General features: G+C 69.8%; 14 protein-coding genes. 3 read left to right on the top strand and 11 right to left on the bottom strand.

Annotation, left to right across the window (positions count from 1 at the left end):
• Positions 1-75: 75 nt before the first annotated feature.
• From BCF44_RS05815 to BCF44_RS05790, 6 genes are all read right to left on the bottom strand, one after another.
• Positions 76-1473 (bottom strand): NAD(P)/FAD-dependent oxidoreductase, encoded by a 1398-nt coding sequence (locus tag BCF44_RS05815; protein ID WP_116173074.1) that lies wholly within the window; start codon positions 1471-1473, stop codon positions 76-78.
• The gene (locus BCF44_RS05810; protein ID WP_116173073.1) at positions 1470-2639 is read right to left on the bottom strand and encodes a DUF993 family protein; all 1170 of its coding nucleotides are present in this window, start codon (positions 2637-2639) and stop codon (positions 1470-1472) included. The genes BCF44_RS05815 and BCF44_RS05810 overlap by 4 nt, the downstream gene beginning before the upstream one ends.
• A 117-nt stretch (positions 2640-2756) precedes the next feature.
• On the bottom strand, positions 2757-5345 hold the full coding sequence (locus tag BCF44_RS05805) for an ABC transporter permease (RefSeq protein WP_116173072.1): 2589 nt from the start codon (positions 5343-5345) through the stop codon (positions 2757-2759).
• A gap of 1 nt (position 5346) precedes the next feature.
• Entirely contained in the window at positions 5347-6156 is an 810-nt protein-coding gene (locus BCF44_RS05800) for an ABC transporter ATP-binding protein (protein ID WP_116173071.1), read from the bottom strand.
• A 471-nt stretch (positions 6157-6627) separates the two neighbouring features.
• Positions 6628-7230, bottom strand: coding sequence for a TetR/AcrR family transcriptional regulator (locus BCF44_RS05795; RefSeq protein WP_116173070.1), 603 nt, complete (start codon positions 7228-7230; stop codon positions 6628-6630).
• A 61-nt stretch (positions 7231-7291) separates the two neighbouring features.
• Complete coding sequence (locus tag BCF44_RS05790; RefSeq protein ID WP_170217357.1) at positions 7292-10024, bottom strand: helix-turn-helix transcriptional regulator; 2733 nt, start codon at positions 10022-10024, stop codon at positions 7292-7294.
• 332 nt (positions 10025-10356) lie between these two features.
• On the opposite strand from BCF44_RS05790, the gene BCF44_RS05785 reads away from it, so the two are divergent.
• Entirely contained in the window at positions 10357-11037 is a 681-nt protein-coding gene (locus tag BCF44_RS05785) for a LuxR C-terminal-related transcriptional regulator (protein WP_116173068.1), read from the top strand.
• A 63-nt stretch (positions 11038-11100) separates the two neighbouring features.
• On the opposite strand, the gene BCF44_RS05780 is transcribed toward BCF44_RS05785, so the two are convergent.
• Both BCF44_RS05780 and aceB read right to left on the bottom strand, forming a co-directional pair.
• Complete coding sequence (locus BCF44_RS05780) at positions 11101-12306, bottom strand: DUF6986 family protein (RefSeq protein WP_116173067.1); 1206 nt, start codon at positions 12304-12306, stop codon at positions 11101-11103.
• Positions 12306-13835 carry a malate synthase A gene (gene aceB, locus BCF44_RS05775; protein ID WP_246014864.1) on the bottom strand — a complete coding sequence of 510 codons (1530 nt, stop codon included), beginning with the start codon at positions 13833-13835 and terminating at the stop codon, positions 12306-12308. Before aceB ends, BCF44_RS05780 begins: the two co-directional genes overlap by 1 nt.
• Positions 13836-13925: 90 nt before the next feature.
• On the opposite strand from aceB, the gene BCF44_RS05770 reads away from it, so the two are divergent.
• Both BCF44_RS05770 and BCF44_RS05765 read left to right on the top strand, forming a co-directional pair.
• Positions 13926-14681: an IclR family transcriptional regulator gene (locus tag BCF44_RS05770; protein WP_116173065.1), complete on the top strand. Its 756-nt coding sequence runs from the start codon at positions 13926-13928 to the stop codon at positions 14679-14681.
• A 7-nt stretch (positions 14682-14688) separates the two neighbouring features.
• Positions 14689-15171, top strand: coding sequence for a 2'-5' RNA ligase family protein (locus BCF44_RS05765; RefSeq protein WP_246014863.1), 483 nt, complete (start codon positions 14689-14691; stop codon positions 15169-15171).
• Here the strand turns inward: BCF44_RS05765 and BCF44_RS05760 are convergent, their stop codons facing one another.
• From BCF44_RS05760 to BCF44_RS05750, 3 genes are read right to left on the bottom strand one after another with little or no spacing between them, the layout of a single operon-like run.
• Positions 15172-16170: a sensor histidine kinase gene (locus tag BCF44_RS05760; protein WP_116173064.1), complete on the bottom strand. Its 999-nt coding sequence runs from the start codon at positions 16168-16170 to the stop codon at positions 15172-15174.
• Positions 16163-17695, bottom strand: coding sequence for a circadian clock protein KaiC (gene kaiC, locus BCF44_RS05755; RefSeq protein ID WP_116173063.1), 1533 nt, complete (start codon positions 17693-17695; stop codon positions 16163-16165). Before kaiC ends, BCF44_RS05760 begins: the two co-directional genes overlap by 8 nt.
• On the bottom strand, positions 17692-17997 hold the full coding sequence (locus BCF44_RS05750; protein WP_147328398.1) for a circadian clock KaiB family protein: 306 nt from the start codon (positions 17995-17997) through the stop codon (positions 17692-17694). Before BCF44_RS05750 ends, kaiC begins: the two co-directional genes overlap by 4 nt.
• Positions 17998-18098: the final 101 nt, after the last annotated feature.

The raw sequence follows: 18098 nt of genomic DNA, 5'->3' as shown, positions 1-18098 counted from the left end.
ACCTTCATGGCAGACAAGAAAAAGGAGACCGCACCCGGTGCAATTATCGCCAACCCCGGGTGCGGTCTCACTAGGTCAACTGCTAATCCTGGTGCGGCGGAGGTCCGCCAGCTCCGGGAACTGCGCGATCGCCTGCTCCGCGGTGAGGTCCGGCTTGCGCGGCCCGCGCAGCGTGGACAGCAGCACCGGCAGGGTGGCCGCCTTCGACTGCGGCGCGGCCAGCGTGTAGACCTCGTACACCGCGTTGCCCACCACCGGGTCGCTCAGAGCGGTGCGGGACATGCGATCCGCGAACTTGGCCTGCCCCTTGCTGACCTTCACCTCGCGGTTGGCCTTGGTGCCGGGGAAGCCGCGGTCCTGGCCGCTGGCCGTCGTCCACGCGAAGTCGGCGGCGCGGGCGATGGCGGTCTGCGCGTTGCGGGACGTGCCCGGCTTCAGGCCGCCGTTGGCCTCCAGCGCCCGGCGCAGCGCCACCGCGCCGTGTGCCGCGACGGACATTCCGTGCGCGTACACGGGGTTCAGCGCCGTGGCGGCGTCGCCGAGGACGACGAAGCCCTCCGGCACGGGGAGCTTGTCGTAGTAGCGGCGGCGGTTGGCCGTGCCTCGGTACGGCTTGACCTCGCCCAGCGGCGTCATGCCGGAGATCATCTCGGCGATGATCGGGTGCCGCTGGTTCTCGGCGAACTTGCGGAATCCGTCCTCGTCGGCCGGCGGCTCGCCGCCGCGGGTGCCGGTCATGGTGCAGATCCACAGGTTGTTCTCGATCGGGAACAGCGTCGCGCCGTGGCCCGGCTGGCCGGTGCCGGCCTGCGGCTGGATGAGGATCACCGGGATCGCCGAACCACCGGGCGGCGCCTGGAACAGCAGCGTCGAGTACGACAGGCCGGAGTCGACGGTCTCCTCGTCGACGGCCGGAAGGCCCAGCGCGGCAAGGAACTTCGGCGACTGCGAGCGCCGACCCGTGGCATCCACGACGAAGTCGGCGTCGATCGTCTCGACCGGCGCGACACCGCGCTGGATCCGCACGCCGGTGATCCGCGAGGCGTCGCCGACCAGACCCTTCACCTGGGTCTGCTCCAGCACGCTGATCTGCGTGTTGCGCAGCGTCTGCTGGCGGACGATGTGGTCCATCAGCTCACGGCTGCACACGATGGAGTAGGCCGGGCTCGGGCCACGGCGGTGCCAGCCGACCGACGAGAGCGTCAGCGAGCCGCCGGGCAGCTCGCGCCGGTGCGCGCCGGCCGCGATTAGCAGCTTGCTGGTGCCGGGCAGCAGGTCGTCAAGCGCCTGCGCGCCGCCGCCCATGAACATGTGCGAGTGGTAGCCCTGCGGAAGTCCCTTGCGGGGCAACGGGGTCTCGGGGAAGGTGTCGCCCTCGACGATGGTGATCGCGTCGGCGTGCCCGACCAGGGAGGCGGCGGCCAGCATGCCGGCCATGCCGCCGCCGAGCACTACGGCGTGGGTGTCGCTCATGCCGTGACCCCCGCCTCGGCCAGGTACTGCCGCATCCGCCGCTCGGCCAGGTCCGGGTCCGGGAACAGGTCGAAGCCGTCGGCGAGCTGGTAGGCCTTGGCCAGGTGCGCCGGCGAGCGGTCGTTCTGCTCGCTCCAGATCATCTTGAAGTGGTCCTGGTGGCCGGACAGCCACGCCAGGAAGGTGAACCCGGTCTTGTAGAACCGGATGTCCATGCCGGTGCCCTCGAACAGGTGGAAGGACAGCTGCACGGTCGGGCCCAGCAGCTCGGTGAAGCCCGCGGTGTCGCCCGCGTCCAGCTTGCGCACGGCCGCGGCGGCCAGCGGGGCCAGCGGGTCCAGGATGCCCAGCAGCGCGTGGCTGTGGTGGGTGCCGTCGCCGGCGATCAGCGTGGGGTAGCTGAGGTCGTCGCCGGTGTAGCACTTGACGCCCTCGGGCAGTCGGCGGCGCATCTCGATCTCGCGGTCCAGCGCCTGCGGCAGCACCTTCACGCCGTCGATCTTGTCCTTGTTCTCGGCCACCACGCCGAGGAAGTTCTCCAGCGCCTCGTCGCCGTTGGCGCTGCCCCAGTAGCCGGCCAGGCCCGGGTCCATCAGCTCACGAACCCAGTGCAGCACCACGGGCTTGCTCGCCTGCTTGATCAGCTGCCGGTAGACCTCGGCGTAGTCGTCGAGGCCCTTGGCCGAGGCGGCGAGCTGCCGGCTGGCCAGGATCACGATCTCGGCGCCGGCCGCCTCGGCGACCTCCATCTGCTGCTCGTACGCGGCGAGCACGTCGGCGACGGAGTGCGCGGCGGTCGGGTCCAGCTGGTCGGTCCAGATCGCCGCGGACAGCCGGCCGCCGACGGCCTTGGCCTCCGCGCCGGACCGCGTGATCAGCTCGGCGGCCAGCGGCCAGTCCAGGCCCATGCCGCGCTGCGAGGTGTCCTGCGCCTCCGTGACGGCCAGGCCGTGCGACCAGAGGTGGCGGCGGAACGCCATGGTGGCGTCCCAGTCGATGGTCGCCGGACCGTACTGCGCGTTCGGCGCGGCCGGGTCGGCGACGACGTGGGCCGCCGAGAACAGGGTGCGGCTGCGCAGCGCGGGGCCGCCGGGAGCAAAGGGGGAAGGCGTCTTCTTGGGCTCGAAGGCAACCAGGTTGCCTTCCGCGTCTGGGAGTTCGATCACAGCAGTCGCTCCGATGCCGTCGTCATGACTTCGCCGGCACCTATTCCCTCACCGCACAACGACCTCCGGCCACCCCTGCGCAGCAGGAGTGGCCGGAGGCTCGTAGTACTGGGGAAATCACTCGGGAACGGCGGCCTCCAGGGGCCGACCGCGCAGCCGGAACCAGGTCGGCACGAGCGTGGCCAGCAGGGCCACCACCGCCGCGTACGCCACCACCGCGAAGAACATCCACAGTGGACCGGTGGGGATCGCGTTTCCGGTGCGGGACAGGCTGAACGGGATCAGCGTGGACGGGGTGACGATGACGCCGAGGATGATGCCGATCACCGCCACCAGGGTTCCCTCGAACGCCATCATGCCCAGGATCTGGCCGCGGGTGGAGCCGGTCAGCCGCTGCAGGCCGAACTCCTTGCGGCGCCTGGTGGTCGACAGCGCCAGGTTGTTGACGATGGTGATGGTGGTGTAGCCGGCGATCATCGCCACGATCAGGTAGCTCACCAGCGCCTGCGACTGGAGGTGCCCGGCGTAGGCGGTGGCCAGGGTGCTGCGGTCGCTGATGGTGCTACCGGGCAGCGTCTGCGACAGGGCGGCCAGGGCCGTACGCAGCTGGGCCACGTCGGCGCCGGCGGTGGCGCGGACCAGGATCTGGATCGGCAGGCCGGGCAGGGTGTGCGCGGCCAGCAGGTCGGCGGGCAGCAGGATCTTGTCGAAGCTGGGCCGGGTCGGGAAGGTGGCGACCAGCTTGACGTCCACGGTGGACCGGTCGCCCAGCCGCAGGGTGATGGTGTCGCCGATGGTGCGGCCGATGCGCTTGGCGTAGGTGTCGGTCAGGGCGACGGTGTTCCCGGTCAGGTTGCGCAGGTCACCGGAGATCGTCGACGAGACACCGATCTTGGACGCGGCGTCGGCGGTGACGCCCTGGATCGGCCAGCCGTCGAGGTCCTTGCCGCCCAACGGGTCCGTGGGCTTCTCGACGAAACCGGTGCTGGCCACGAACTCCGAGGCGGCGTCCACGTTCGGCAGCTGCCGGACCTTGGCCAGCACGTCCGGGGTGAAGCCGGTCGCGCCGGACTGGAGCACCAGGTCGGCGTGCAGGTCGTCGGTGTAGGCGGCGGTGCTGACGTCCTGCTCGGTGGTGACCAGGTACAGGTTGGCGGTGGCGATGGCGGTCAGCAGCATCACCGGGGTGATCACCGCCGCCATCCGGGTGGCGCGTTGGCGGGCGTTGAGCGAGCCCAGGTAGCCGGCCAGGCCGGCGAACGGCCGCAGCAGCGGGGCGATGATCGCCGTCATCAGCTTGGCGATGGCCGGGCCGAGCAGGCCGAGGCCGACGGCCAGGCAGATGGAGATCAGCGCCGCCGGGGTGGCGGTGAGCGGGCCGGTGACGGCGGTCAGCGTCACGAACGACATCAGGGCCGCGACGGCGATGAACACCCAGGCCATGATGACCCGGCCCCAGCCCATGCGCACCGGCTGGTTCTCCGCCTCCTGCAAGGCCGCGGTCGGCTTGGTGACGGCCGCGCGGCGGCCGGCGATGCGGGCCGCGCCGATGCTGGTCAGCAGCGCGATCAGCATGGCGATGACGATCGGCGCCGGGCCCAGGTGGAAGACGATGCCCTCCGGCGCGATGCCGCTGGACACGATCTCGTCGTACAGCCACTCGCTGGCGAAGTACGCGGGCACGATGGCCACCACGGAGGCGAGCAGCGACAGCGTGATCGTCTCACCGCGGATCATCCGGCGCAGCTGGCGCGGCGTGGTGCCGATCGCCCGCAGCAGAGCCATTTCCCGGCCGCGCTGCTGGTAGGCCAGCGCGAGCGTGGAGGAGGCGCCGAACAGGCCGGCCATGATCGCCAGCAGGGTGAACACCGCGGACGTGACGGTGAGGTCGGTGACCTTGAGGGTGTCCGGGAACTCGGCGTAGCCGCGGTGGTCGCCGGTGAGCACGATGGCGCTCGGGCCGACGGCCGCGGTCAGCTTGTCGCTCAGCGCGGCGACGTCCTGGCCGGCGGCCGGGATGACGCCGATCGCGTTCAGCGTGCCGGGCTCGGTGTTGAACTTCTGGACGTCGGCGGGACCGAAGAACAGCGCCGCCTGAGACACGGTGCCGGACGCCCGGGCGATGCCGCTGACGGTGAAGGTCTGCTGGCCGCCGTGCACCTCGACGGTGACCGACTGTCCAACCTGGACACCGGCCAGCGAGGCGGTGGTGGTGTCGAGCACGACCTGACCGGCCGCGGTGGGCTCGGTGCCCGACACCAGCGTGTACGGGGTCAGCTCGGCCGAGGTCCAGCCGTGGCCCAGCGAGGTCATGTCGGTCTCGACCCGGGAGCCGTGGCCGCGGAACTCCTGGCTGCTCGCGGAGACGGGCTTGCCATCCTTGAGCACGACGGCCGGGAACGACACGTCCTGGATCGCCTTGGCGACACCGGGGGTCTTGCCGACGGCGTCGACCACGTCCTGGCCGACGCGGACCTGCTCGGCCAGCGTGTACGGGGTCTGGCCGCCCGGCAGGTTGTAGTTGGAGTTGCCGGCGACGACGATCGGCGCCGCGGCCAGCCGCTGCGCGGGCACGGCGTGCTCCGCGGAGGTCTGGACCAGGCCGCCGGCCGCCATCAGCAGGCCGGCGCAGAAGAACATCGCGATGAAGGTGGCGACGAAGCCGCCCCAGCGGTGGCGCAGTGAGCGCATGGCGAGCTTGAACATCTCAGTTGCTCCCCACAGCCACGTTGTTGCGGCGGGCGGCGACGAAGTTGCCGAGCTGGGTCATGCGCTCGGCGACCGACTCCGGCGTCGGGTTGTGCAGCTCGCCGGCCAGCTGGCCGTCGGCGAGGAACACGACGCTGTCGGCGTGCGAGGCGGCCACCGGGTCGTGCGTGACCATGACGATGGTCTGGCCGGTGGCGCGGACCGAATTGCCCAGCAGCGTCAGGACATCCCGCGCGGTGCGGGTGTCCAGGGCGCCGGTCGGCTCGTCGGCGAAGATCACCGCGGGCCGGGTGACCAGGGCGCGCGCGATGGCGACGCGCTGCTGCTGGCCGCCGGAGAGCTGGCCCGGGCGGTGGTTCTTGCGCTCGGCCAGGCCGACCTGCTGGATGATCCGGTTGACCTCGGCCTTGTTCGGCTTGCGGCCGGCCAGCTGGAGCGGCAGCGTGACGTTCTGGTAGACGGTCAGCGCCGGCAGCAGGTTGAACGACTGGAAGATGAAGCCGATGCGGTCGCGGCGCAGGATCGTCAGCTTCGCCTCGGACAGGCCCTCGATCTTCTGACCGGCCAGCGTCACCGAGCCCGACGTCGGCGTGTCCAGGCCGGCCGCGCAGTGCAGCAGCGTGGACTTGCCGGAGCCCGAGGGGCCCATCACGGCGGTGAAGGTGCCCTGGCGAAAGCCGATGGTGACGCCGCCGAGGGCGACGACCTCGTTGTCCCCCTTGCCGTACACCTTGCGGACCTGGTCCAGCTGGACGGTGGTCGCGGCGCCGGCGTTCGTCCCGTTCTGGTTGTGCTGCGTGGTTGTCACTTCAGACTCCTGATGTGGGATCGGCACTTCGGATCTGTTGGTCGGAACTATACATACGTCTAGCTCATTTGTATAGGACGTACGTTTAAATGTGCTTCTACCTGCTGTTTTGTCCCCGACGGCACCACGTCGAGGGCCCCTAGGTGATCGTCACAGCACCGTGCGTGACACAGGACGGGCACGAGTTGAGGGCCCTTCCCGGGCAGGGAAGGGCGGTTCCAACGGTGAGGAGGGCAGGCCGGGTCGCCCCGCCGCGCGTGGCAGTGGCGCGGCGGACTCTGGGCGTGCGTCATCAACGCCTTGCGGCGTCGGGAAAGAAGGGAGAATGTCTCCGGATCGAGCGCCGGCGGATCAGCGCGCAGCGGCGGCTCGTGGACTCGCGTGCCCTGCTCGACTCCGTGGTGGAACAGGGCCAGTCCGGGTCGGGCGCGACCCCGCTAGCGGGGTCGCTGCGCCCGGGTCAACCAAGGATCAGTTGCTGGCACTGCCAACCTTCTCACCGGCGAAGCTGCGCGCGATCACGTTCAGCGCCTCGGTGATGTCCGCGCCGTTCAGCGCGGTGGTGGGGTCGATGAGCCACTGGGCCATCAGGCCGGTCAGCAGCGCCTGGTTGAACGCGCCGACCAGCGACGCCTGTCGCTCGTCCACCTCGGGGTCGATGTTGTTGAAGAGCATGCCCAGGCCCGGCCGGCCCTCGGCGTTGCCGGAGGTCAGCACCTGGCGAACGTCCTCGGCGTGCTCGATCTGCGCCAGCACCTCGAACTGCGCGGCCCACAACTGCTTGTTCGAGCCGAACATCTCGACGATGCGTCCCCAGATCGCCTCGTACCGTTCGCGCGGGCCCAGATGGTCCACGTCGGCCTCGATCAGAGTCTTCGCAAGCTGTTCACCCCACTCCCTCACCGACTGGATGAGTGCCTGGTTCAGCAGGGCCTCTTTGGACCCGAAGTGGTAGCCGATCGACGCCAGGTTGGCGCCGGAGGCCGCCACGATGTCACGCGCGGTCGTTCTCGCGTAACCCTTCTCCACGAGGCAGCGCTTGGCGCCGGCCAGCAGGTCTTCTCGATGTCCCATGCATCCATTCTACCTCATGTCCTATACAAATGTCCTAGACAGAAGTGGAGTTTTTGCGGCGTCAGCCGGTCGGCGTCGACGCCACGTGCAGGGACAGACCCGCCGGGAGGTCCTTGCGGCCACCCACGTTGAGCTTGCGATACACCTTGGTCAGGTGCTGTTCCACGGTGCTGGGCGTGATGTAGAGGCGGCGACCGATCTCGCGGTTGGTGTGCCCGAGGGTCGCCAGGGCGGCCACCCGCAGCTCCGCGGCGCTCAGCACCGAGCCGACCGCGTCGTCGGCCTCGTCCGGCGCCGCCGTCGGTGTCTCCGCTACGTCCACGCTCCACCGGGACAGCCGGTCCAGCAGCGGTGCGGCGTGACACGACCTCGCCTCCTGACTCGCCCGCAGCGCGGCGGACCGCGCCAGCTCCAGTTCGCCCAGCTCGTGGTGCGCCTGGGCCAGGTCGACCAGGCAGCGGGCCAGTTCCAGCCGGTCCCCGCTGACCTGGAGCAGATCCAACGCGGCGTAGAGCAGCCGCGGCCGTTCCTTCGGGTCGCTGGTGGCCGCCAACACGCGCAGCGACACGCCCTTGACCCGCCCGGTGACGCCACCGGCGAACTCCAGCTGGGCGGTGACCAGTTCCTTGGCCGTCCACGGCCGGCCCAGCAGCACCTGCACCTCGGCCAGGTCGCCGCGCCACATGGAGATCACCGGCACGTCCAGGCCGAGCGCGCCGACCAGCGCGCCGCACTCCTCGAAGTCGCTGAACGCGGCCAGCAGCCGGCCGGTGGCCAGGTAGTGGTGGCCGCGGGCGTTCAGGTAGCGTGGGCCGAAGATCGTCTTGAACATCGCCTCGGGCACGATCTGCTGCGCCAGGGCGGCCGCGCGCTCGTGTCGGCCCATCGCGGTGTTGGCCAGCATCAGCGTGGACAGCGGATACCCGATGAGCACACCCCAGTTCTGCGGGCTCATCAGCTCCAGCGCGGTGGCCGCCAGTTCCTCGGCCTGCGCCGGATCCCCTTGGCGCAGCGAGATGTGCGCGCGGATGCTGGCCAGGACCGCCTGCCACATCGGGGCATTGCGCTTGGCGGCGTCACACAGCAGCCGCTCGCAGGAGATCGCCGCGTCGTCCACCCGGTCCGCGCCGATCAGCACCGACAGCGCCGTCGCCAGCATCTCCAGCGTGGAGTCGCCGAGCGCGCAGCTGGCCAGCACGTGCAGCGCGTTGTTGACGAGGTCCTCGCCGCCGCCGTGTTGCACCATCGACGTCAGCGTGACGCGGGCCCGGGTCCAGGGGTTGTTCGTCGTCTCCTGCGGCATCGAGCCGGGGGCCGTGCCGTAGACGAACTGGTAGGCCAGGCCCAGCTCCGCGGCGATCTGCGCGTCCGCCTGAGTCAGCGACTCCATCACCGTGCCCAGCTGCGCGGTGGCGTCGTCGAGTTTTCCCTGCCACAGCAGGTATCTGATGAACGTCACGAGGTCGCGGCCGGTGAGCGTGCCGTCCTCGAGGGCGTGGTGCAGCGGCGCCAGCCGGCGGGAAGCCGCCAACGGGTTGACCCGCCACTCCGCTCGCGCCAGCGCCGCCGTGATCAGAACGCGCTCGGTGTCGTCCTCGCTGGCCCGCAGCGCCAGGCTGAGGCACCGGATCGCGGTGTCCACGTCGTCGTCGACCAGCGACTGGTCGGCCGCGTCGCGCAGGATCCGGATCGCCCACGGCGCCGTCGCGTCGTCCGCGCCGAGCACGTGCCGAGCCACCGTGACGGGTGTGGCGCCGTGCCAGTACAGGAGTTCCGCCGCGTCGCGGTGCATGACGACCCGGTCGGCCGGGCTCAGGCTGTCCAGCAGCGCCGCGTGCACCGCCGGCCGGCTCAGCTCCGCCGGGCTGAACTGGCCCGAGCGCGCCATGCCGTCCAGGTGCTGCTCGACGGAGCCGCCGTCCATCTCGATCAACCGGCCCACCAGCGCCGGCGTCGCCTCGTCGCCGAGGATCGCCATGCCCCGCGCCACTTCCAGGAAGGACGGGTCGCTGCGGTGCAGGCAGGCCAGGACCGCCCGGCCGAACGCCGCGCCGACGAACGGGTCGCCCTCCCCGTGCGCCTGGTCCTCGATCAGCGCCTTCACCAGCAGCGGCACGCCGCCGCTCACCGCGTGCAGGCCCTCGGCGAGGTTTTCCCTGCCTGCGCCCAGTTTCAGCTCGACGAGGTCGGCGACGCCCTGCGCGGACAGGGGCCGGAGCGTGATCTCGCGGTGCGGGCAGCCGGCGAGCTCGGCGTGGAACCAGGGCCGCGGCGACCAGGGCTGCTCGCATTCGGTCAGCACCATCAGGACCGGGATCGTCCGCATGCGGCGGATCAGGTAGAGCAGGGCCTGCAGGGAGGCGTCGTCGGCGTACTGGACGTCGTCGACGAGCATCACCACCGGCTGGTCCTTGGCCAGGCCGGAGACGATCGTGCAGAGCTCCTGGGCCACGCGCGCGTCGGAGGGGCGCATCGCCGGCGAGCCGAACTGGCCCGGGTCCGCCGCCGGCAGGATGAGGCTGGCCGCGCGCGCGATGACCGACGGGGGCAGGGTGTCGCTGTGGAAGAGCTGGCCCAGCACGCCGCGCTGGAGCGCCCCTTCCGCGCGGGCGCCCGTCGCGCTGAGCAGGAGGGCGCCCGAGTCCACGACGAAGTCGCCGAAGGCGTGCAGCAGTTCGGTCTTGCCGCTGGCGAACCGGCCGCTGACCAGGACCAGCTGGCCGCGGCCCTCGCCGCAGCCGGCATAGGCGTCCCTGAGCAGTTCCCATTCGCCGGAACGGTCGACAAGCTCCATTGTGCACTCACCCCACGTTCGCACTGCTCGCAAAAAACACCCCATCGAACGCGTCGAACCGACCGTAGAATGACGATGCGACCGACGTCAACTAGGGAAAACCGGGGAATTGCACCGCCTGCCCGTCCTCACCGCGACCGCCAGCGCCAACCCCTGGTCAACACGGCTCCGACGGTGTCAACCTAGCAGTGGAACCCCTAGGAAAAGGCCAGTCTTCACCCCCATTCCGGAATTGCAAATGCCGTGTCACGAGCCGGTCACGACTGTTGATTTGAACGGGATATGAACGCCGTGCCGTAGCGTCAAGCCACAGAGGGATCTGGGGGTACGACATGAGCAATGGGAGAGCAGTACTCACCCTACCGGCGCGGCCGGCCGCCGCGGAGCGCGTGACGGTGGCCGTGGCCAGCGGCGAACCCGTGGTGCGCATGGGATTGCGGGTCCTGTGCGAGGACTTCGACGTGGTCGCCGAGGCCTCGACGGCTCGGGAGGCCGTGCGTGAGGTGCTGCTGCACCGGCCCGACGTGCTGGTGCTCGACCTGGCCGACGGCGACGTCGTGCTGACCGAGCTGCGCCGGTCCGCACCGGACGTGGCCGTCCTGGCATTGACGTCCACACTCGCCGACGACACCCTGCGCGCAGCCCTGCGCGCCGGCGTCCGCGGCTACCTGCACAAGGACGCCTCACGCGACGAGATCGTCCGGGGCATCCAAGGCGTCGCCGCCGGCGAGATGATCTTCAGCCGCGCCGCCGCCGATCGCCTCCTGGCATTGGTGGCGCGCCCCTTGGCCGCCGTCTCGGTACCGTTCCCGGGCCTGACCGGCCGCGAGCGGGAGGTCCTCAACCTGGTCGCCGCCGGCCTGTCCAACCAGCTGATCGCCCGGCAGCTCCGGTTGTCGCCCAAGACCGTCAGCAATCACCTGTCGGCCATCTTCACCAAGCTGCGCACCGGTTCCCGGGCCGAGGCGATCGTGCTGGCCCGGGAGGCCGGGCTGGGCGCCATGCAGCGCTAGGGAGCGGCGAGCGACAACGCGCGGAAGAAGGCGGGCGGGGGCCGCCCGCCTTCTCGACACCACCTAGCCGACGCGCCGCCGAGCGAAGCCGTCCAGCACGGAACGCTCGACCCCGACCGCCGCCTCCACCTCCGACACGTCCAGCGCCCCGCAATCCATGCCCCGCACCAGGGCCGCGCTCATGGCCTGAGCCGTCGCCGGCTCGTCCAGGAACGCCCCGGACGACTTCCCGAGGTACGCCCGCAACCGGTCCGCCGCCTGCGGAAAAGCCGCACGGTAGAACGAAAAGGTGGCCAGGAACCGAGACGGGAGCTGGTGCGGATGCAGGTCCCACCCCTGGTACAGCGCATGCTCCAACGACCGAGTCACCAACCGCGTGTGCAGCCGCCACCCGGCATGCACGGCATCGGAATCCCCTACCGGCAGCACATTCGTCGACCCGTCCGAAACATGCACCCCGGTCCCCGCCGCAGCCAACAACATCACGTTCTTGGCGTGATCGGCGACCGGATGCTCCATGGACTGCTGCGCGGCGGTGACGCCGCAAGCGGCACTGTAGTCATAGGTCCCGTAATGCAAACCGGTGCACCGACCCTCGGACGCATGAATCATCCGCGCCACCGTCGCGGCACCGTCAAAACCCAGCACGGCCTGGGTGGTCTCGATCTGGAGCTCGAAACGCAGCGAGCCGGGCGACCGCTCCAGCTGACCACACAGCCACACCATGGACTGCACCTGCTCCACCGACGTCACCTTCGGCAGCGTGACGACGAAATTCGGCGGCAGCGGGCCCAAGGCGTCCAGCAACAGACTCAAGGTCCGTACGCCGCGGCGGCGCCCGGCCGGCTCGAAGCCCTTGATCCGAACCCCGCAGAACGGCGTCGCCCCGGCCCGCAGAACGTCCGCGGCGGCCCGAACATGCTGATCCTCGACGGCATCGTCGACGAACCCGTAGCCGTCCTCGAAGTCGATTCGGAGATCCTCGATCGGCTCGGCACGAAGTTTGTCGACCACCCGCTGGTACACGGGAACGGCATCCACCCCGACCGCGTCGCTCAAAGCGCCGGCATTGGGCGCGAACTCGTCCAACGCGGCCAGCGCGCGGGCGCCCCAGGAAGCGACCAGGTCGGGCACGACCTGGTCCGCCGGCACGTACACGGTGTGCACGGGCTGGCGGACACCGGACGAACCCGGATACAGGCGTTCCCGCAGGGCATCCACATCGGACAGTTGACTGTCCAGTTCGGACACCAGCTTGTCGAGGTCCATCAGTCGATCTTGTCGTAGGCCGGCAGGGTCAGGAAGTCCACGAAGTGATCGTCCAGCGCCACCTGCTCGAACAGCTCGCACGCGGCGTCCAGGTGATCACCCGACAGCTCGGAACGCACGTCCGCCAACACCTCGCGAACCAGCGCGGCCGTGACGACCTGGCCGTCCGACAACACCGTGCCGTTGTGCACCCACTGCCACAACTGCGAACGGGAAATCTCGGCGGTGGCGGCGTCCTCCATCAGGTTGTGAATCGCGGCAGCCCCGTTGCCGGAAAGCCACGACTGGATGTACCGCACACCGACATCCACAGCGGACCGCACGCCGGCAAACGTCGCCTCACCGGGCGTGGATTTGACGTCCAACAGCTGATCGGCGGTCACCCGAACCTCCGGGCGCAGCTTGTCCAACTGATTCGGCCGCTTGCCGAGCACCTCGTCGAAGACGGCCTGGCACACGGGAACCAGATCCGGATGCGCCACCCAGGAACCGTCGAAGCCGTCCCCGGCCTCGCGGCTCTTGTCGGCGCGGACCTTCTCCAGCGCGGCCGCGGTGACCTCGGGATCGCGCCGGTTCGGAATGAACGCGGCCATGCCGCCCATGGCAAAGGCGCCGCGCTTGTGGCAGGTCCGGACCAGCAGTTCCGTGTACGCCCGCATGAACGGCGCGGTCATGGTGACGCTGTTGCGGTCCGGCAGCACGAACTCCTCGCCGGCGTCGCGGAACGTCTTGATCAGGCTGAACAGGTAGTCCCACCGCCCGGCGTTCAGACCGGACGCGTGGTCGCGCAGCTCGTAGAGGATCTCCTCCATCTCGAACGCGGCCGGCACGGTCTCGATCAGCACGGTGGCGCGAATGGTGCCGTGGGGAATGCCCAGCCGCTCCTGCGCGTAGGTGAAAACGTCATTCCACAGCCGCGCCTCGAGGTGGCTTTCCATCTTCGGCAGATAGAAATACGGCCCGCTGCCGCGCGCCAGCAACTCGCGGACGTTGTGGAAGAAATACAGTCCGAAGTCGACCAGGGCCCCGACCGCGGGCCGGCCGTCCACGGGAAGGTGCCGTTCGTCGAGGTGCCAGCCGCGGGGCCGCATGACGATGGTCGCCGGCCGCACGTCCGAGCGCAGCGCGTAGTGCTTGCCCTCGGGCGAGGTGTGCACGATGGTGCCGCGCACCGCGTCGTACAGGTTCTCCTGCCCGGACACCACGTTGTGCCAGTGCGGCGTGTTGGCGTCCTCCAGGTCGGCCAGCCACACCTTGGCCCCCGAGTTCAGCGCGTTGATCGCCATCTTGCGCTCGGTGGGCCCGGTGATCTCCACGCGCCGGTCGGTCAGCGCGGGCGGGGCCGGCGCGACCTGCCACTGCGCGTCGCGGATGGACGCGGTCTCGGGGAGAAAGTCCAGCTTGCGGCCGCCGGCCAACTCAACTCGGCGAGCGGCGCGGGCCGCGATCAGCTCGTCGCGACGCGGGGCGAAGGTCCGGTTGAGGTCGGTGACGAAATCCACCGCCTCCGGGGTCAGGATCTCAGGCACTGTTTTCCTCATCGTGGAGTTTTTCTTCCAGAACCGGGCGAAGCCACGGTACCCTTGGGCACGAGCCAAGTACAGGGAGACCCTGATCGCATGACGAACACCGGTGGGGTGCAGTCGGTCGAACGCACCTTCGAGCTGTTGGAGCTGATGGCCGAGGCCGGCGGCGAAGTCGCGCTCAGCCAGCTGGCGGCCAGCTCGGGCCTGCCGCTGCCGACGATCCACCGGATCATGCGCACCCTGGTCGGCGGCGGCTACGTGCGGCAGCAGCCGTCGCGCCGCTACGCGCTGGGGCCGCGCCTGATCCGGCTGGGCGAGACGGCGAGCCGCACGCTCGGCGCGTGGGCCCGCCCCTATCTGGCCGAACTCACCGAGGTCACCGGCGAGACGTCGAACATGGCGGTGCTGGACGGCGACCAGGTCGTGTACGTGGCACAGGCCCCGTCGCGGCACTCGATGCGCATGTTCACCGAGGTCGGGCGCCGGGTGGACGCGCACTGCACGGCCGTCGGCAAGGCGATCCTGGCCCAGCTGCCCGACGACACGGTGGCGCAGGTGCTGGCCCGGGCCCAGATGAAGCCGCAGACCGAACGGTCGATCACCACGGTCGACGCCATGCGGACCGAGCTGACGTCGATCCGCGAACAGGGGTACGCGGTGGACGACGGCGAGCAGGAGATCGGGGTGCGCTGCCTGGCCGTGGCGGTGCCGGGGTCGCCGTCCAACGCGGCGATCTCCATCAGCGGCCCGGAGACCCGGATGAGCATGATCGCGGTGGACGAGGTCGTGCCGCTGCTGATCAAGGCGGCCAAGGTGTTGGCCCGGGAGATGGACAGCCCGCACGGATAATGTGCCGGTGCCCGAGCCCGGTCAGTCCGCCCTGATCATCCCCGTACCCGCAGCCGCTCCGCTGCTGGCGCGGATCGCCGCCGCCTTCCCCGGGGCGGTCCGGGACGGCGACACCGGGCACGTGACCATGCTCTACCCGTTCGTGCCGGCCGCCGCCGAGAAGCTCGCAGCAGTCGCCGCCGAGCTGGCACCGGTCGATGTCGTGTTGGACCGGGTGGTACGAGAACCGGGTTTCGTAGCACTCACCTCCGACGCCCTGACGCCGCTCACGGTGGCGGTTCGGCGGCACTGGCCGGAGGTCGCACCGTACGGCGGGCGCTTCGGCCCCTCCCCCGAGGCACATCTGACGCTGGCAATGGGCGTGGACGATGCGGCCGGCGCGACCATCGCCGCCTTGGCGGCGCCGGTGCCCGCGCGGCTGGACCAGCTCTGGGTCCTCACCTACGCCGGCACCTGGCGGGTCACCGGTCGGTACCCGTTCGGCGGCTGATCAACCGGATATCGCCCGCCCGACGCCGGCCTGCCGCAGGCGCAGACAGAAGCGAGAGCCGTGCGGATGGCCGGGTTCGTACCAGGCTTCTCCCCCATTGGCCCGCGCGAGGTTGCGGACGATCCACAGTCCCAGACCGGTCCCTTCGCCCCTGCGCTCACTGCCAGGCCCGCGGCTGAACCGCTCGAACAGCCGCGCCACGAAGGAGGCGGGCACGCCGGGGCCGTGGTCGGTCACCCGGATCTCGATCCACCCCGCTGTCGCCCTGGCCGCTATCTCGACCGGCGGCTCGCCGTAGCTGAGGGCGTTCTCCAGGTAGTTCGTGAGCATCTGACGGAACTCGGCGCGGTCGACGACGGCCACGAGCCCGTCGGGCACCGACACGCGGAGGTGGTCGCGCCGCTGCGCGATCTCTGCGAGCTGCTCGACCACGACTTCGAAGACGGAAACGCTCTCGATGACCGGGCTGCCGCCGGCGTCGATCCGCGATGCGGTGAGAAGCTTGCGCACCAGGGCCTGAGCGTAGACGGTGCGCGAGATGATGCGCTCGATGATCTCGACTCGACGCTGTCGGGCCAGCGTGGTCTCGTTGTCGCGCAGCACGTGTGCCAGCAGGCTGATCGCGGCGAGCGGGCTGCGCAGCTCGTGCGCCGCCACCGCGAGCACGATGTTCTGCCGCTCCAGTGCGTATTCGACGTCTGGATGGGTGACATCTCGCAGCACGGCCTGTCGCAGCTGCTCGCCGGTGGTGGTGGTGATGATGATCCGCATCTCGACCACCCGCACCTGGCCGCCGGGCAGGATCAGGTCGATCTCGAAGACGCCGTTCGGGGCGATGGGGTGCCCGAATTCGGCGCCGATCAGGGCGTCCGCCGGTCGGGCGAACAGGTCTTCCGCGGCCTTGTTGCACAGCTGGATGACCCCTTTCCTGTTCACGGCCAGGATCCCGTCGGCCGGTCCCGTGATGACGAGACGGCTGATATCGGCGAACTCACTCACCTGACTGCTGTTCTTCCGGCTCCGGCGACTCGGCCAGCAACCACGGAACCCCGGGAATCGTCGAGTTGCCGGACAGGATGCCCACCACTCTGGTCACGCGCTCGCCGACGTGCAGGCCCTCGCTGTCGACGGTCACGTGCCGGATGCTGGGGTCATGCATGGAACCTCGCGTCTGAAGGACGGCGACGACGCGATGGATCTCACCGGCGGACTCGACGTAGCGGAGGTTGATGGAGACATCGGTGAGGCTGGCGATCTCGGCCGCGATCGCCGGCGTGAGCTGGGGAGTGAACCGCCCGGAGGGCGCCGAGGTGAGCAGCGTGGTCACCCGGTGTTGACGCACCACGGCGCCGAGCGACAGCACGAAGTCGAGCAGTGCTCGGGGCGTGACGACCCGTTCCAGGGCCGACAGTGTGTCCATCACCAGGCGGGTCGGCTGAAACTCCTCGATCAGCTGCCTGAGCCGCAGGAAGTGGTCCTCCAACGAGGCGACCTCCGGGTAGTCGCACACGATCCGGAGCAGGCCGGACGCCTCCATCGAGTCGAGATCGAGCCCCCAGCCGGCGGCGTTTCGGCCCAACTGGGCGCGGCTCTCGTCCAGGGCGAAGATCAGGCAGCGCTCGCCGGCCGCGATCCCGGCCGCGGTGAATCCGAGGCCGGTCAGCGTCTTCCCGACGCCGCTCGGCCCGGTCAGCAGGACGATCGAATCCTGGTAGACGCCGCCCCCGCACATCTCGTCCAGTCCGGGGTTGCCCGTGGAGACACGCGTCCGGGACGCCACCGCGAGCGGCGTGAGGAACGCCAGCGGCATCACGACGATGCCGTGCTTCGGATCGATCGTGAACAGCCACTCCCCGGTGCGGTGCGTGGTGCCGCGGAACTTGACGATCTCCACGGTCCGCCGCCGCCGCTCGTCCGCGAGGACGTTGCGAAGGATGATCACATTGTCGAGCACGAACTCCTCGACGTCGTACCGGGACACGCCGTTGTACTCGCTGGTGCGCTCCGCGGTGATCACCGAGGTCACCCCGATCCGGTTCAGGACGTGCGCGATCCGATGCAGTTCCTGGCGGACGACGGCGGAGTTCGGAAACCGGCTGAAGACCGCGCCGAGCGAGTCGAGCGACACGCGAACGGCGCCGATCCCACGGACGGCATGCTCGATACGGGACGCCAACCCACCGAAGTCGTAGTTGCCGACGATCACCTCACCGCCGTCCTCGGCGTCCGCCGTCGCGTCGACGAAGGCCCAGTGCCGGTCGCGTTCCCACTGCTCGATCGGGAAGCTGAGCGACGCCGCGTTGCGGCGCACGTCTTCGGGCCTCTCCTCGAAGTTGACGAACACGCCTGGTTGGTCGAGATGCTGGATGCCCCTGGCGAGGAATTCGATGGCGAACAACGTCTTGCCGGTGCCGGTGGTGCCGGTGACCAGCGTCGACCGGCCTTCGGGAAGCCCGCCCAACGCGACCTGGTCGAGGCCGTTGATCCTGGTGGGAAGCCGCCTGATCGCATCGTTGTATGTCATGCTTCATCCCCTAGTGGAGTAGGCGGTGCCTCCTCGGGCAGGCCGAGAGCTGTCGCCATCCGACGGTGGTCGGACAGGTCCCCGATCACCCGATACCTCGGCAATGGAGCCATCCTGACGACCATCGGGGTGGCCAGGACGCGCTCCTGATCGGCCACATCCGGATGTTCGGCGACGTCGACCACCTCGACTCGGTAACGGCCGGGCAGCAGGGACTCGCACAACATGCGCAGGTTCGCCTGCGCCGCCACAGACCGCTCCGTCTGGCCGAACACGAAGAGCCGGAAGAAGTAGGTAGTCATCACAGGCACCCCATTCGGGCACACCCTGTTCCGCAACGCGTCACACGATCCGTCTCACGCCGAACCACCCGTCGCGCCGAAGCGAGGTTTGCCCGCATTCC

The organism is Kutzneria buriramensis (assembly GCF_003387475.1).
Classification (GTDB): domain Bacteria; phylum Actinomycetota; class Actinomycetes; order Mycobacteriales; family Pseudonocardiaceae; genus Kutzneria; species Kutzneria buriramensis.
This window is presented reverse-complemented; position numbering and strand designations above follow the sequence as displayed.

Excerpts from the sequence above, each read along its gene's own strand:
- BCF44_RS05815 (WP_116173074.1), bottom strand. The coding sequence starts at position 1,473 with ATGAGCGACACCCACGCCGTAGTGCTCGGCGGCGGCATGGCCGGCATG.
- BCF44_RS05805 (WP_116173072.1), bottom strand. The coding sequence starts at position 5,345 with ATGTTCAAGCTCGCCATGCGCTCACTGCGCCACCGCTGGGGCGGCTTC.
- BCF44_RS05795 (WP_116173070.1), bottom strand. The coding sequence starts at position 7,230 with ATGGGACATCGAGAAGACCTGCTGGCCGGCGCCAAGCGCTGCCTCGTG.
- BCF44_RS05790 (WP_170217357.1), bottom strand. The coding sequence starts at position 10,024 with ATGGAGCTTGTCGACCGTTCCGGCGAATGGGAACTGCTCAGGGACGCC.
- BCF44_RS05785 (WP_116173068.1), top strand. The coding sequence starts at position 10,357 with ATGAGCAATGGGAGAGCAGTACTCACCCTACCGGCGCGGCCGGCCGCC.
- BCF44_RS05780 (WP_116173067.1), bottom strand. The coding sequence starts at position 12,306 with ATGGACCTCGACAAGCTGGTGTCCGAACTGGACAGTCAACTGTCCGAT.
- BCF44_RS05770 (WP_116173065.1), top strand. The coding sequence starts at position 13,926 with ATGACGAACACCGGTGGGGTGCAGTCGGTCGAACGCACCTTCGAGCTG.
- kaiC (WP_116173063.1), bottom strand. The coding sequence starts at position 17,695 with ATGACATACAACGATGCGATCAGGCGGCTTCCCACCAGGATCAACGGC.
- BCF44_RS05750 (WP_147328398.1), bottom strand. The coding sequence starts at position 17,997 with ATGACTACCTACTTCTTCCGGCTCTTCGTGTTCGGCCAGACGGAGCGG.